This is a genomic window from Bacillus sp. PK6-025, assembly GCF_056530265.1.
In genome coordinates this window covers 2,372,438-2,388,088 of the sequence record NZ_CP096509.1, presented here as the reverse complement: position 1 = coordinate 2,388,088, position 15,651 = coordinate 2,372,438, and the positions used below count along the sequence as shown (strand labels likewise).

Genomic DNA, 15,651 nt, shown 5'->3' with positions numbered 1-15,651 from the left:
CTAGTACTGTAGCACAATGTGCTAAAAAAAATTTTCATCATCTAACGGTGTTCTGCTAAATGATGGTTTCACTATACACTATCTATGGAGGCTTCGTCAAGCTGTCAAGAGAAAAAAATGAACTTTAATGCTTTTTTAAGGAATTTCTTTGAAATCGTTTTCAGTTTCTGGTTATTGATCATTATTTTTCGCAAAGTGGACGAAACATTTTAAGCGTCAGCCCGTATATAATAAAACCAATATCAGGAATGCGAAGAGGAGTGTTTATAGATGAACCGTTATTCGGTTGATGAGTTTGTATCCAAAACCCAGCAGGAAGACAAAGGGGAGGGGCTGTTTGAAATGGAAACACCCCGTCTCTTGGAAGTTAATCTCGATGGAAAAGTGTGGGCAAAGGCCGGTTCGATGGTTTCCTACAGGGGAAGAGTCAAATTTAAGCGTGAAGGGGTATTTGAACACGGAATTGGACGGATGGTGAAAAAAGTGTTCAGCGGAGAAGGGGCTGCACTGATGAAAGCGGAAGGAAACGGAAAGGTGTACCTCGCTGATCAAGGAAAGAAGATCTCCATCTTAAACTTGAAGGGGGACTCCATATTTGTGAACGGGCACGATCTGCTCGCATTTGAGCCGTCGATCCACTGGGACATCAAACTGATGAAAAGAATTTCCGGCATGCTGGCCGGCGGATTGTTTAACATTAAGCTTGAGGGAACTGGAATGGCTGCAATCACAAGCCATTACGAACCGCTCACTTTGATCGTAACCCCGGAAAGCCCAGTCTATACCGATCCAAACGCAACGGTTGCCTGGTCTGGAAGCCTTCAGCCTGAATTTGTGACAGATGTATCTTTTAAGACGTTCATCGGCAGGGGAAGCGGGGAATCGATCCAAATGAAGTTTTCAGGGAACGGGTTTGTCGTTGTGCAGCCGTTTGAAGAAGTTTATTACTCGGAATCTTAATATTAAACGAAAAAAAACACTTGCAGGGCAAGTGTTTTTTTGACTCGGGCTTTTTTAGGACAGCGCCCGGACAGTCTGTTTTTTGTTCATGATGATTTCAGACTGCTCGATAATGTCCGTCAGGATGACTTCTGATGAATTGGATAAATGCAAGTTTTTAATGTTTTTCTTCATTTCGTTTAACTTTTTCTCATCAGCCAAAAGGGAGGAGACTGATTCAAGAATTTCCTCATGCCTGTTGACGACGATGGCAGCTCCTCTGTCTTCGAAGAACAGGGCATTTTCCTTTTCCTGCCCGGGAACAGGCTTGTAAAGGATGACGGGAACGCCGATTGCCGTGGCTTCCGTCAGGGTAATTCCGCCCGGCTTTGTGATCATGCAGTCAGCCACCCTGAACAGCTCGTCAATTCTTTCAATATAACCGAGTGATTTCAGCTTGTTTGGATAAAGGGCTTCAATGTCTTCCAGTGAAGATTTCAGCATCGTATTTTTTCCGCACACGACGACGACTTGAACATCCTCTTTCGTCACCAGAGATTCACACAGTTCCTTTACGTTTTTAAGAACCCCGTGTGCGCCTGCCATGATCAGCAATATCTTCTTGTCGGGAGACAGCTGATACTTCTCGTAGATTTTATCTTTGTCCATTTCTTCTTCAAACTGCCTGCGGATCGGAATACCCGTGATCTTGACATTGCTCGGGTGAGTGCCGATTTCGAGCAGTTTTTCCTTCACATAATCAGTGGCAACGTAATATTTGTCAATGTGTTCGTGGACCCAAATTTTGTGAAGGCAGAAATCCGTCATGACGTTAAAGGTCGGAATGACTTTTCCCATTCTCCGTCTGTATTCGGGTACGACAATCATTGGAAACGTATTGATGATGATGTCTGGCTGATGTTTTTTAACCAGTTGGTCCAGCCGTTTATTTCCCATTTTGAAATAAATATTAAACTTTCTTTTATTGTAAATTTTATCGACCCCATAGTAGAAAAGGCGATAAAACTGTTTACCGATTGAAAAGCTTTTCAGGTAGAGATACTGTGTGATCTCTGACACAATCGGGTTTGATTCTTGATACAAATTCGAAACAGTTACATTCTTAAAACCGAGCCGTTCGCACTCTTGGTAGAGCGTTTTGGCTACTTGAACATGGCCATTTCCGTAATTTGCAGTCAAAATTAATATATTTTTATTGGTATTCAAGCATATTCACCTCAATTAATTCAAACAGCAAGAGCTAAAATGGTAAAAAAACAGGAGTCAATGTCCACACATACCATACCATAAATATTATTTTAATTATAAATGAAGAACAAAAATTAAGGTATTTTTAAAGTATGGATCGGCAGGAAAGCACTGGGTTCCTTATTATTCCTGCTTTCGCGGCCAAGCCGAACCCCCTTATGGAAGACTAACCCAACAGTATTTTAACACATTTTGAATGTCTTGCATCAGACCAGGGCATGAGAATTTCATTTCCACTCGTACGGTGTTTCCTGGTAAACGTAATAATTCAGCCAGTTCATGAACAAAAGAGTCGCGTGGGCTTTCCAGCGGTTTACAGGCGCCGCACCGTCCGGCCCGTCTTTAAAATAATTCACCGGCGGATCAATGTCCATGTTTCTGGCCAAATCCCTTTCATACTCTTCTTTAAGAGTATCTGTATCATACTCAGGATGTCCAGTTAAAAAAACTTGTTTTTCATCTTTTGAAGCAATTAAACAGACGCCCGCTTCATCGGATACGCTGAGCACTTTTAAATGAGAAACGGCTTTTAGGTCATCCATATTTATATCTGTATGCCTTGAATGCGGGACATAGTAGAACTCTTCAAAGCCTCTGACCAGTCTTTCATTTTTCTCCATTATTCTGTGTTCGAAAACGCCAAATGTTTTTTTCGGCAGTTTGACTTTGCGAATTCCGTAATGATGATAAAGCCCCGCCTGCGCTCCCCAGCAGATGTGGAGCGTTGACGTGACATGCGTTTTGCTCCACTCTAAAATCTCCTGAAGTTCTTTCCAATAGGACACTTCCTCATACTCCAGGTGCTCGATCGGCGCGCCGGTAATGATCATGCCGTCAAATTTTCTGTTCCTGATCGAAGAAAAAGTTGTATAAAACTGTTCCAAATGCTGCCTTGGTGTATGTTTTGGCGTGTGTGTAGACGGTATTAAAAAAGTGAAATATACCTGTAAAGGAGAATTTCCGAGCATTCTGAGCAGCTGTGTCTCGGTCCTGATTTTCTGCGGCATCAGATTAAGAATCACAATATTTAAAGGTCTGATGTCCTGATGAAAAGCCCGTTTTTCATCCATGACAAAAATATTTTCACTTTCAAGAATCTGCTTCGCTGGCAAATTGATAGGTATGTTGATAGGCAACACGCCACCTCCGGTTTTCTCCGCTGATTTTTCTTCATTATAGGAACTTTTTGGCGATATTTCAATGTGTGAATTGTGTTACAATGAAAGAAGTGTGTGAAAAATATGGAAAATCATCGTGTGATGAACCAAAAGGAGGATCCTCTTGCAAATGAAATCCCATCTATCAGACATAGAAATCGCCCAAAGTACGGAATTAAAACCGATTGCCGAAATTGCACGGAAGCTCAATATAAATGACGATGAAATAGAGTGTTTTGGTTGCACAAAAGCGAAAATTTCTTTAAAAATTTTTGAGCGTTTAAAAGAAAAAAACGATGGACAGGTGATTTTGGTAACCTCCATCAACCCGACCCCGGCCGGCGAAGGGAAGTCGACTGTCACCGTCGGATTGAGCCAGGCGCTCTGGCAGATTGGCAAAAAATCGATCGTTGCACTGAGGGAACCTTCACTCGGTCCGACAATGGGACTGAAAGGCGGGGCTGCCGGAGGAGGATATTCCCAGGTTCTTCCGATGGAGGATATCAATCTTCACTTTACAGGAGATATGCATGCGATCACAGCTGCGAACAACGCTTTGGCGGCTTTTATAGACAATCATATTCATCAGGGAAACGAATTAAACATCGATATTAGAAAAATCGTCTGGAAAAGGACGCTTGACCTCAATGACAGGGCGCTGCGCGAAACCGTTGTCGGCTTAGGCGGAAAAGCGAACGGATTTCCCCGGGAAGACGGCTTTGACATTACTGTCGCATCGGAAATCATGGCCGTTTTATGCCTGGCCGGAGACTTGGCCGATTTAAAAAGACGTCTGGCAGCAATGATCGTTGCCTACACTGTTGACGGACAGCCGGTGACGGCCGGCATGCTCGGTGTTCAAGGAGCGCTCGCTCTCCTGTTAAAAGATGCCATCAAACCAAACCTTGTTCAGACTGTTGAAGGAACACCGGCGCTCGTCCACGGAGGCCCGTTTGCAAACATCGCACACGGGGCGAACAGTTTGATCGCGACTAAAACGGCGGCGAAACTGGCTGATTATGTCGTGACTGAAGCGGGATTTGGCGCGGATTTGGGTGCGGAAAAATTCATGCACATCAAAACGAGAGCCGGCGGGTTCACCCCGGGAGCGGTCGTGATCGTCGCCACCGTAAGAGCGCTGAAAATGCACGGCGGAATGCCTCTCGCCGATTTGAAGCAAAAAGACGTAAACGCGTTAAAAAGCGGAATCGCAAACCTTGCCAAGCATATCGAAACGATAGACGCCTTCGGTCTTCCGTACGTTGTGGCCGTCAACAGGTTCGTACACGATGCGGAGGATGAGCTTGAGACGGTTCTTGGCTGGTGCAGGGACAACGGGCATCCGGCTGCACTGTGCAATGTTTGGGAAGAAGGCGGAAAAGGCGGGATTGACCTGGCAAGGGAAGTCATTCATGTCATGGAGCAAAAGGACAATCATTTTTCCTATTTATACGAATTAACCGACTCGATCGAAGACAAATTAGCCAAAATTTCCCGCACCGTTTATGGAGCCGAGGGGGTAGAGTTTACCGAAAAGGCGAAAAAGCAGCTGCTGGAATTGAAAAAGAACGGATTGGACGGGCTGCCAGTATGCGTGGCCAAAACTCAGTATTCTTTATCAGATGATCCGGGGAAAATTGGCAGGCCGAAAGGTTTCAGCATCACCGTCCGTGAATTAAAACCATCGAGGGGCGCGGGATTTATCGTCGCTTTAACTGGCAGCATTTTAACAATGCCCGGGCTGCCGAAACATCCTGCTGCACTTAAAATGGATGTCGGTGAAGACGGCAGGGCCAAAGGTTTATTCTAAAAAGGAGGGACCGTCATGTCCATTTACGATATCAGCGTCAAGACGATTAAAGGCGAGGACACGACACTGCGGCCGTATAAAGGCAAAGTGCTTCTCATCGTCAACACGGCCTCAAAGTGCGGATTTACACCCCAATATCAACAGCTTCAAGACTTGTATGAAACATATAAAGACCGGGGGCTTGAGATTCTGGGCTTTCCCAGCAACCAATTCATGAATCAGGAGCCTGGCGATGAAAAAAGCATAGAAGAATTTTGCAGCGTAAACTACGGGGTCACGTTTCCGATGTTTTCGAAGGTGAATGTAAAAGGAGATCAAATCCACCCGCTGTTCCGCCACTTGACGAACAAGGCGAAGGGCATGCTTGGAACAAAAGCGGTCAAATGGAATTTCACAAAATTTCTCGTTGATCAAACCGGGGAGAACGTTGAGCGTTTTTCACCGCAAACCAATCCAAAGGAGATGGAGGAGGCCATTCAGAAATGGCTGGGCTGAATCAGGAACAAACAGAACAGATCCGCTTGATGTCCGAATGGGTAAGAAAAAAGCTCGCAGCCGAAGGGACAGGACATGACTGGCTGCATATCGAAAGGGTTCGGAACATAAGCCTTCAGATTGCAAAAGAAGAGGGTGCAGACCTGTTTGTGACCGAAGCTTCCGCCCTTCTCCACGATATGATTGATGTAAAGCTGGACGATGAACACCGGGTTCCGCTTGATGAGTTGAAAAGGCGCCTCTCAGAAGACTGGAAGGTCGATCCTGGAACGGTTGACGGGATTCTTGCCATCATCACAAGAATGTCATTCAGAGACAGAGAAAAATATAAAGACGAACGCCTTTCAAAAGAAGGTATGGCAGTTCAGGATGCCGATCGGCTTGATGCGATCGGCGCCGTCGGGATCGCCAGGGCTTTGATGTATGCAGGGGCAAAGGGTCATCTCCTCTACGGGAGCGCCAATGCGCCTACTGCTGTCGGCCACTTTTACGAGAAGCTTCTCCTTTTAAAAGATTTGATGAATACAAAGACGGGACGGATGCTCGCGGAAAAAAGGCATCAGCTGATGCTCGAATTTCTCGGCGAACTGGAAAATGAATGCGCCTTCTCCAGAGAAAGCCGCCTTGATAGATCAGGGCCGGGGGTTATGGTAGAATAAGACCGGATCTTTTAACAGAGGGGGACAATGATGAAAATTAAATCGATAGAACCGACACCGAGCCCGAATACAATGAAGGTGATTTTGACCGAAGAACTGCCGGGCGGAAAAAGCAATAATTATAAAAAGGACCATGCGGAAGGCGCGCCTCCCGTCATCCAAGAGGTTTTAAACATAGAGGGAGTAAAAGGCGTCTACCATGTGGCCGATTTTATCGCTGTCGAGCGCAATGCGAGATTTGACTGGAAAGACATCCTCCCTGCCGTGCGTGCTGCTTTCGGAATGGACGAAGCCGAAGAGGCGGGGGGCCGTTCCGAAGAAAAAGAATCGTTTGGCGAAGTTAAAGTCTTCGTGCAAATGTTCAGCGGGATACCGATGCAGGTGAAATTGACCGACGGCGAGCGCGAGGAGCGCTTCGGCCTTCCAGAACGTTTCCAAGAAGCGATCTTGAAGCTTAAAACCGCGTCTTCCAACGTCGTGCTCGAACGGTCTTGGAAAGAGCAAGGCGTCAGATTCGGCGATTTTTCAGAAATCGGCCGTGAAGTAACGGAAGAGCTTGAGGCGGCTTACGATGAGGAGCGCCTGCGGAAGCTGACGGAATCAGCCGCATCAAGCGATGCTGAGGATAAACGCGCGGCTGTGCAGCGAAAGTCTTACCGGGTAACGCTTGAAATGATGGATGAGGAAGATTGGCAAAAACGCTATGCCCATCTTGAACAAATGGATCCGGATGAAAAGGACATTCCAGTACTCGAAAAAGCGCTCAATGACCCGAAAACATCGATCAGAAGACTTGCTGTCGTTTATTTGGGCATGATCGAAACGCCTGCGGTGCTTCCTCTTTTATATCAAGCACTCGAAGACAAAACGATCACGGTCAGAAGAACAGCCGGTGATTGTCTGTCAGACATCGGAAACCCGGAAGCGATTCCGGCAATGATCAAAGCGCTCAAGGACCCGAGCAAGCTTGTGCGCTGGAGAGCCGCCATGTTTCTGTACGAAGTCGGCGATGAGAGCGCGCTTCCCGCTTTAAAAGAAGCTGAAAACGATCCCGAATTTGAAGTCAGCCTTCAAGTCAAAATGGCGGTCGAACGGATCGAATACGGTGAAGAAGCGAAAGGCTCCGTATGGAAGCAAATGACGGAAAGCCGCAAAAAAGACGGCTGACAAGGACGCTGGAAACAGCGTCTTTTTTTATGCCTTAAGCTCTTCGCTCTGCAGCGGCGATCCATCCGGGAATTTTGAAAAAAGTCACGCGTCTTGTTATAAAATATCACTTTTTCTATAAAAATATTTCGAATATTGTTGAAAAACACGCTGAAAATATATATAGTAGTTAGCAATCATATGGAATGTGGAGGTTCTGATTCATGGGGAATGATTACAGATGAAGATCAAAACAGCCGTCATCTTGCGGATCAGTCCGGCAAGCGGTTAGCAGTCAGTTTTTTAAAACTGAATATTCAGAAAATATAGAATGTAAATACGAAGATGTTTAGGAGGATCACGATGACAGGTTTACGCAGTGACATGATTACAAAAGGGATCGACAGAGCGCCGCACCGCAGTTTGCTGCGCGCGGCTGGGGTAAAAGAAGAGGACTTCGGCAAACCGTTTATTGCCGTTTGCAACTCATATATCGATATCGTACCGGGTCATGTCCATTTGCAGGAGTTTGGAAAAATCGTCAAAGAGGCGATCAGAGAGGCCGGCGGTGTTCCGTTTGAATTTAATACAATCGGGGTCGACGACGGAATTGCGATGGGGCACATCGGAATGAGATATTCTCTTCCGAGCCGCGAAATCATCGCCGATTCAGTGGAAACGGTTGTATCAGCGCACTGGTTTGACGGAATGGTGTGTATTCCAAACTGCGATAAAATCACGCCGGGTATGATCATGGCAGCAATGCGGATCAATATTCCGACCGTGTTTGTCAGCGGGGGGCCGATGGAAGCGGGAAGAACGAGCGACGGACGGAAAATCTCGCTTTCCTCTGTATTTGAAGGCGTTGGCGCTTATCAATCAGGCAAAATCGATGAGAAAGGGCTTGAGGAGCTTGAACAGTTCGGCTGTCCGACATGCGGATCATGCTCGGGCATGTTCACGGCCAACTCGATGAACTGCCTTTCTGAAGCTCTTGGCATCGCCATGCCGGGCAACGGCACCATTTTGGCGACATCGCCCGACCGCAGGGAATTTGCCAAACAGTCGGCCCGCCAGCTGATGGAGTTGATCAAGTCGGATATTAAACCGCGCGACATCGTGACCGAAAAAGCGATCGACAACGCGTTCGCTTTAGACATGGCGCTCGGCGGATCAACGAATACGATCCTTCATACGCTTGCGATCGCCAATGAAGCGGGGGTCGACTACTCGCTTGAACGGATCAATGAGGTAGCGGCAAGGGTTCCGCATTTATCAAAGCTTGCGCCGGCTTCCGATGTGTTTATTGAAGATTTGCATGAAGCTGGAGGCGTATCAGCAGTCTTAAACGAGCTGTCGAAAAAAGAAGGCGCGCTTCACTTGGATACGCTGACCGTAACGGGAAAAACGCTTGGCGAAAATATTGCCGGGCGCGAAGTGAAAGATTACGAGGTCATTCATCCGATCGATCAGCCGTTTTCAGAGCAAGGCGGACTCGCCGTCCTGTTCGGCAACCTGGCGCCTGACGGTGCGATCATTAAAACCGGCGGCGTCCAAGACGGGATTACCCGCCATGAAGGACCTGCGGTTGTCTTTGACTCACAGGAAGAAGCGCTTGACGGCATCATTAACCGTAAAGTAAAAGCGGGAGATGTCGTCATCATCCGCTATGAAGGTCCTAAAGGCGGACCGGGAATGCCTGAAATGCTTGCACCGACTTCGCAGATCGTCGGAATGGGCCTTGGTCCGAAAGTTGCTTTAATTACCGACGGCCGCTTTTCCGGAGCCTCCCGCGGTCTTTCGATCGGCCACGTTTCGCCGGAAGCAGCTGAAGGCGGCCCGCTTGCTTTCGTAGAAAACGGCGACCATATCATTGTTGATATCGAAAAGCGGATTTTAAACATCGAAATCTCCGATGAAGAGTGGGAAAAAAGAAAAGCAAACTGGCCCGGATTTGAACCGAAAGTGAAAACGGGCTATCTCGCCCGGTATTCAAAGCTGGTGACATCTGCCAATACCGGCGGCATTATGAAAATCTAGCGGTTTTTTCGCCCGGTGTTTGAAATTCAGCCCCCGCTGTAGTATCCTTGACATCAGTAGTCAAGGTTTATAGAGGGGGCTTTTTAATATGTCAACAGCTTATGAAGAATACATGCGCCAGCTCGTTCTTCCGATGCGTCAGGAATTGGTGCAGGCCGGCTTTAAAGAGTTATCGACCGCGGAAGAAGTTGAGACATTCATGGAAGGTGCAGAAGGCACGACTTTCGTCGTCGTCAATTCAGTCTGCGGATGTGCCGCAGGGCTGGCGAGACCGGCAGCCGTTCAGGCCGTCTCCGGAAGCGAAAACGGGCCTGATGAGACCGTTACAGTCTTTGCCGGACAGGACCGCGAAGCAACGGCGAAAATGAGGGAATACTTCGAAGGATATGAACCGTCTTCACCTTCAATGGCACTGCTGAAAGGCAAAGAAGTCGTTCATTTCATTCCTCGTGAACAGATTGAAGGCCGTGAAATGACGGAGATTATGAAAAACATCACGGACGCTTTTGAAAAACATTGCTAAAATGCCCTTTGAAGGGCATTTTTTACGGAGAAGAACATGATTGTCACAACAAGCTACAGACCGACTGAAAACACGGTTTTAACGGCGGAAAAAATCAGCCGGACGCTCGGCGCCCGCTTTTCCGAACGGAGAAAACGGGCGATTCGCCAAATCCGGGAGACAGAGCAGGAAGATGTTCTCGTGGTTGGAAAAGAGCGCTTCGAGCTGTATCATTCAGAAGGCGAAAAGTTCTTTTTCCACCCGAACTCTGCGATGTTCCGGGCGAAGCGCATGTTAAGAGGCGAACCGGATCCTTTTGTCGAAGCTGCACAAGTTGAACCGGGAGACAAGCTGCTCGATTGTACGCTCGGCCTTGGATCAGACGCCATCATTGCAAGCCTTGCCGCTGGCGAACAAGGCGAGGTGTGCGGAATTGAAAAAAGCCCGCTCCTCGCTTTTCTTGTCGAGGCGGGGCTTCAATCGTGGGAGACAGGCCTTGACGCTTTGGATCAGGCGATGAAAAGGATTCGGGTTCATTCCGGCGACAGCTTTGAATATCTGCTGGATCTTGATGATGATTCAGCAGATATCGTCTACTTTGACCCGATGTTTGATGATGGAATCGAAGAATCAAACGGCATCGCCCCTTTAAGAAAGTGGGCGCATTCCGAGTTTACGCTTGACGGTGCTTTAAATGAAGCACTTCGGGTCGCCAGAAAAAGAGTGGTCCTGAAAGACCACTGGAAAAGTCCGCGCTTCGAAAAATACGGATTTCGCGTAAAAAAACGCAAAACGGCCCTGTTTCATTACGGTGTTCTCGAAAAATGAAATCCCAAGGTATATACCTTGGGATTTTTTAATCTGCGATTTCCATGACGATAAAATAAGCGAGGGTAATCAATGAAGCGGTTATAAAAAGACCTTCAATCATGAACGATCACTCCCAATTTTGGAATTTTCATCTTTGATTGTAAACGTTTTATCGCCAAAAGAAAAGGCGTTTTGTTTATTTGCACCGTCACTTTATGAATGACTGAAAATTCAACCTATGATAGAATAAGAGAAAACGAGAAAGCGATCCAAAAGGGGACTAATCAGTCATGAAGATGTGGATGAGAAAAGCGCTTGTCACATTATTTACAATTGCAACGTTCGGCCTTGTATCTCCTCCTGCGGCATTAATGGCGGACAAGCCGCAGGAGCATCAGAGCATGAAAGAATCCGGGTATACAGCTGTTTATCAAAAGCAGGAAGAGCCCGAACTTGAAGAAGACGGCGAATCCAAATCTTCATTTGACAGCTACAAGGATGAACTGCTCAATGAAGCAGAAAATCTGTCATTCGTAAAATTCGGCAGCAGGATATCGCCGGTCATCGAAGACGAGTACAGGGAAGAAGTGCTTCCAAAGGTCGAGGAGATCATCGTCAGCCATCTCATGACAATGCAGGACAATGACGCTTACCAGGATCTTGTCATTTCCAAAACGCCGACGGCGGGGAAGTCGGAGAGAATCTTCCACGTTTACAACCGGAAAACGGGGGAGGATGTGCTGAGGTTCCATGTGCGCAGGGACAAGCCGCCGCATAAAGGGTACTGGTTTAACTTTCATTATCATACTGCCGAAGACGGCTTTCAAAAACATCACGATCTCGGAAGCATATACTGGGACCGCAATACACCGCCTAACTGGATGAGCCACTAAAGGAGATTGATGCAGATGAAGAAGTATACGATGAATGAAATGGTGCACTTAACGAAAAATATGCTGAATGAGCGCGGGGTTACGATTGAGGATATTGCACTGATCGTACAAAAGCTGCAGGAAAAATACCATCCTGATCTGTCGCTTGCTGTATGCGTTGAGAATGTCGAAAAGGTCTTAAACAAAAGGGAAATCGTTCATGCCGTGTTAACGGGGATAGCGCTTGACCAGCTTGCCGAGAAAAAGCTATTGCCTGAACCGCTTCAATATTTGGTCGAAACGGATGAACCCCTTTACGGGATCGACGAGATTATTCCGCTTTCCATCGTAAACGTCTACGGTTCGATCGGCTTGACGAACTTCGGCTATCTGGATAAAGAAAAGTTCGGCATCATTAAAGAACTGGACGACTGTCCGGACGATGAGGTTCACACGTTCCTTGATGATATCGTCGCTGCCTTGGCGGCAGCTGCTGCAAGCCGAATTGCCCATTCGCATCAGGATCTTGAGGATGAAGAGAGAACAGACGGACAGAGCGTTGCGAAAAGCCGTTGAAAGACCTCGCCCTCCCCGCCATCAGGCGGGGTTTTTTTATGCCGATATTTTATGTCTTTTCCCGAAAAATGTCTTGTTTTCGAAAGGTTAAACAAGATACACTACAAAAGGATGAAAAAAATGAAACATCATGCGGATATATCCCGTCATATGTTAGAGAACCGGAATTGAACAAAACGGGGAATGACACCAATGCATTCGGGCGGCCTGATCAGAATGAAAACCTCGAAGAAAGGTTTCCTCTCATCACAGCTTTAACCTCCATCTTCATGCATCATGTTCACAGATGATCACACAAAGAGATGAGCATCATCCGGCATTATTTCGCTACAAACATCATAAGGGGGCTTTAAATTAATGATTTCATTGATTACCGCCATGGACAGAAACCGCCTGATCGGCAAAGATAATGATCTGCCATGGCATCTTCCGCAGGATTTGAAGTATTTTAAAGAGGTGACGAAAGGACACGCCGTGATCATGGGGAGAAAGACGTTTGAATCCATCGGCAAACCTTTGCCTCACCGGGAGAACATCATCGTTACATCCAATAAAGAACTGGATATTCCGAATTGTCAGGTGATGCACTCGGCAGAAGAAGCGGTGCGGTTTGCGAAAAACAAAAACGAAGAATGTTTTGTCATCGGCGGTTCAACACTGTACGCGGAGATTCTGCCTTTTGCGGACAAGCTGTATGTGACAAAAATCGATGAAACCTTTGAAGGGGACCGGTATTTTCCTGAATTCAGCGAAGCTGAGTGGGAAATCGTTTCGAGGCGGAAAGGCCTGAAAGATGACAAAAATCCATATGACTACGAATTCCTCGTTTATCAAAGAAAAGGATAGAGGAGAGGATTTTCATGTTTCGCTATTGTTTTTTATGGATGTATTCGGCCTATATGTTCATCAAGCATATCAAGCTCCTGCAGGCGCTACAGACACTTGACCCGCGCCTTTCGTACGCCAATCAGATGGAAGCTGTCTTTGATAAGCCGAAAGCTTTTTTACGGGGGTGCATCGGCTTAACCGGTTCGACCGTTTCCATCCATCAGAATGGAAGATCCCCGGCTGGCCCCGTCCTTTACGTGCATCCAAAGCTCGGCCTGTCAGAGCTCGCCGTGCTGCTCGGACACCTTGATAAAACGGCTTCGTTTTTTGCTGATCCGCGCGCCTTTCGTTATCCGCTGCTCAGCGGCTGGCTCAATAAAATGGCCGCGGTCAAAAAAAGCGCCGACAAGGAAGCATCACTTGAAAAAGTGGAAGAGATCGTCAGGAAAGGCCAAAGCTTTATTCTGTCTGAAGATGACGGGCTCGATTACAAATCTTTATCCAAAAAGCTCGGCATTCCGATCGTTGCAGTCGAAACAGCCGGTACGGAAGACATGAAGAAAGGCAAGTTGTTCAAGAGGCTGAGACCTGCTGATATCGACTTGACGATCCACCCGGCATACGTCCTGACCGAAAACAAACAGCTTCGGGCATAAAAAAAACCAGGCTTCCTTTATGGGAGCCTGGTTTTCGCCATTTATGATATAAACGGCACCTTTGCCACGTAGAAAAGCACGCAGAAAAACATGGAGGCGCTGCCGCCGAGTACGAAGGTGTGCCAAATCGCATGATGATACGGGATCTTTCTCCATAAATAAAAGATCGTTCCGACAGAATACAATATTCCCCCTAAGAGCAGCAGGGCGAATCCTTCTCCGGTCAAGGCCGTATAAAGCGGCTTGATCGCAATAATCGCCATCCAGCCCATCACAAGATACACCAGCGTGCTGACCACGATAAATCGTTTCACAAAAAAGATTTTAAATACAACTCCGCCAATCGCAAGTCCCCAGACGACCGCAAGCATTGTATAGCCGAGCGTGCCTTTCAAAGGTCCGAGGAGCAGCGGTGTGTATGTACCCGCAATCAGTACGTAGATGGCTGAGTGATCGATGATCTCAAGAATATCTTTTGTTTTTTGGTGCTGAATGCTGTGCAGAAGGGTCGAACTTAAATACAGGAACAGCATGGAAGCGCCGAAAATCGAAAAGCTGACAACATCCACCGGACTTCCGTAGCGAATCGCAAATATCACCAAAAATACGATGGCGGGTATGGAGAGGAGAACGCCGAGCCCATGGGTAATTGCATTCGCAATTTCTTCTTTAATCGTGTACATACCAAGACACCCTTTCTATTCTTGAATAATGTGATGCTTTAAAGAGCTTAAAAAGCGGAGGCCTTCAAGCGTGATTTTTGTCCCGGCTCTTCCGCGGCCCTTTGTAATAAACTCTCTTTTTTCCAAATAATCCAATCTGCTGCGCACTTGCTGGGGGGTAAGCTCCGACTTGCCGTTTTTGCTCAGTTCAGACAGAACTCTGCGGCTGGCAGGCTCTCCTTTTTCATTTAATTGCTTGACTGCATCGAGCAAAAACGCAAACTCCTCTTTTTCCATTAAAGTCAGTGATGTTGAAGCCGTTTTTTTATCTTTTGGCTTCTTCTTTTCGATTTGTTCTCTTAACGCCGGCGGAGTGTCGTAAAGCTGAATCGTTTTCCCGTCTGAGACGGTTTTCATATAATCCGTCATGTTTTTGAGTTCTCTGACGTTCCCCTCAAACTCATGCTGCTCTAAAGCCTTCCAAACGACCGGTTCGACATATATGTCATGATCCCCGCTTTTTAAAAAATGATGCACGAGAAGGGGGATGTCGCTTCGCCGTTCAGCAAGGGGGGGAAGCGGAAGGTCGAGCACATTGAGCCTGTAGTACAAATCCTTGCGGAATTCGCTGCTTTCAATCCGTTCACCGAGCGGCACGCTTGAGGTGACAATCAGTCTTTTTGGCATCCCTTTTTCAATGGCTGCCAAAAGCTTGCCCTGGAGAGGCAAGGAAAGCCCCCACACTTCGTCGAGAAACAAGGTTCCGGATTCATTCATCTCTGAAAGAAAAAAGTCTTCAGCCGCTTCATCTTCATTCAGCGTGCTGCAGCTTACGTGTGTGAAGGGATCATGGTTGAAAGATGATCCGGAATGAATGGCTTTGGCGAACAGCTCTTTGCCTGTGCCTGTTTCTCCATGAATCAGAATCGGATGGGAAGAGGCTGCAAATTGTATCGCTCTGTTTTTCGTTTGCAAAAAGGAATCGCATTCCCCGATCAGCTCGGAGAACCCTATGGATGGGTACGTGTGTTTAATCATGGCGGATCTCCTTTTGGTTCTAATTGGTTCTATTATAACACCCAATTAGAACAAATAAAGAGTTTTTTGAAAAAAAGTATATTTGGCTGCACATTAAGAATCGAAAAGAACTCCGTATATATTGAGAAAGTGTATAATATTCTGTAAATAACAAAGAATTGCCCTTTAAATTTTGAATATTCATGATATAAT

Annotated in this window: 16 protein-coding genes; 12 read left to right on the top strand and 4 right to left on the bottom strand. The window is 46.8% G+C overall.

Annotated features, from left to right (window positions below; translation table 11 throughout):
- The first annotated feature begins 270 nt into the window (after window positions 1-270).
- A complete protein-coding gene (locus M1D67_RS12225; protein ID WP_020451891.1) occupies window positions 271-960 on the top strand; it encodes an AIM24 family protein in 690 nt (229 codons plus the stop codon).
- A gap of 54 nt (window positions 961-1,014) precedes the next feature.
- Here the strand turns inward: M1D67_RS12225 and M1D67_RS12220 are convergent, their stop codons facing one another.
- Both M1D67_RS12220 and metA read right to left on the bottom strand, forming a co-directional pair.
- Entirely contained in the window at window positions 1,015-2,166 is a 1,152-nt protein-coding gene (locus M1D67_RS12220) for a diglucosyl diacylglycerol synthase (protein WP_020451890.1), read from the bottom strand.
- Between the two features lie 269 nt (window positions 2,167-2,435).
- Entirely contained in the window at window positions 2,436-3,344 is a 909-nt protein-coding gene (gene metA, locus M1D67_RS12215) for a homoserine O-acetyltransferase MetA (RefSeq protein WP_020451889.1), read from the bottom strand.
- Between the two features lie 151 nt (window positions 3,345-3,495).
- Here metA and M1D67_RS12210 point away from each other — a divergent pair, with 151 nt between their 5' ends.
- The 11 genes from M1D67_RS12210 (at window position 3,496) to M1D67_RS12160 (ending at window position 13,759) form a co-directional block, all read left to right on the top strand.
- Entirely contained in the window at window positions 3,496-5,175 is a 1,680-nt protein-coding gene (locus tag M1D67_RS12210) for a formate--tetrahydrofolate ligase (protein WP_103749549.1), read from the top strand.
- 15 nt (window positions 5,176-5,190) lie between these two features.
- The gene (locus M1D67_RS12205; protein ID WP_020451887.1) at window positions 5,191-5,670 is read left to right on the top strand and encodes a glutathione peroxidase; all 480 of its coding nucleotides are present in this window, start codon (window positions 5,191-5,193) and stop codon (window positions 5,668-5,670) included.
- Window positions 5,658-6,329, top strand: coding sequence for an HD domain-containing protein (locus M1D67_RS12200; protein WP_035338550.1), 672 nt, complete (start codon window positions 5,658-5,660; stop codon window positions 6,327-6,329). The genes M1D67_RS12205 and M1D67_RS12200 overlap by 13 nt, the downstream gene beginning before the upstream one ends.
- A 30-nt stretch (window positions 6,330-6,359) precedes the next feature.
- On the top strand, window positions 6,360-7,496 hold the full coding sequence (locus tag M1D67_RS12195; RefSeq protein ID WP_026579412.1) for a conserved virulence factor C family protein: 1,137 nt from the start codon (window positions 6,360-6,362) through the stop codon (window positions 7,494-7,496).
- A gap of 342 nt (window positions 7,497-7,838) precedes the next feature.
- A complete protein-coding gene (gene ilvD, locus M1D67_RS12190) occupies window positions 7,839-9,515 on the top strand; it encodes a dihydroxy-acid dehydratase (RefSeq protein WP_020451884.1) in 1,677 nt (558 codons plus the stop codon).
- A gap of 88 nt (window positions 9,516-9,603) precedes the next feature.
- Complete coding sequence (locus tag M1D67_RS12185) at window positions 9,604-10,038, top strand: BrxA/BrxB family bacilliredoxin (protein WP_025811259.1); 435 nt, start codon at window positions 9,604-9,606, stop codon at window positions 10,036-10,038.
- 36 nt (window positions 10,039-10,074) lie between these two features.
- Window positions 10,075-10,845, top strand: a complete 771-nt coding sequence (locus M1D67_RS12180; protein WP_033155097.1) for a class I SAM-dependent methyltransferase — start codon at window positions 10,075-10,077, stop codon at window positions 10,843-10,845.
- A gap of 272 nt (window positions 10,846-11,117) precedes the next feature.
- The gene (locus M1D67_RS12175) at window positions 11,118-11,720 is read left to right on the top strand and encodes a YpjP family protein (RefSeq protein WP_479831318.1); all 603 of its coding nucleotides are present in this window, start codon (window positions 11,118-11,120) and stop codon (window positions 11,718-11,720) included.
- 15 nt (window positions 11,721-11,735) lie between these two features.
- Window positions 11,736-12,275, top strand: coding sequence for a phosphatidylglycerophosphatase A family protein (locus M1D67_RS12170; protein WP_025811261.1), 540 nt, complete (start codon window positions 11,736-11,738; stop codon window positions 12,273-12,275).
- Between the two features lie 357 nt (window positions 12,276-12,632).
- Complete coding sequence (locus M1D67_RS12165) at window positions 12,633-13,121, top strand: dihydrofolate reductase (protein WP_020451878.1); 489 nt, start codon at window positions 12,633-12,635, stop codon at window positions 13,119-13,121.
- A gap of 14 nt (window positions 13,122-13,135) precedes the next feature.
- Window positions 13,136-13,759, top strand: coding sequence for a hypothetical protein (locus tag M1D67_RS12160; RefSeq protein ID WP_025811262.1), 624 nt, complete (start codon window positions 13,136-13,138; stop codon window positions 13,757-13,759).
- A 41-nt stretch (window positions 13,760-13,800) separates the two neighbouring features.
- Here M1D67_RS12160 and trhA read toward each other — a convergent pair whose 3' ends face one another.
- A complete protein-coding gene (trhA, locus tag M1D67_RS12155) occupies window positions 13,801-14,442 on the bottom strand; it encodes a PAQR family membrane homeostasis protein TrhA (protein ID WP_020451876.1) in 642 nt (213 codons plus the stop codon).
- A gap of 15 nt (window positions 14,443-14,457) precedes the next feature.
- Window positions 14,458-15,459 (bottom strand): sigma 54-interacting transcriptional regulator, encoded by a 1,002-nt coding sequence (locus M1D67_RS12150; RefSeq protein ID WP_023857390.1) that lies wholly within the window; start codon window positions 15,457-15,459, stop codon window positions 14,458-14,460.
- Window positions 15,460-15,651 lie beyond the last annotated feature (192 nt).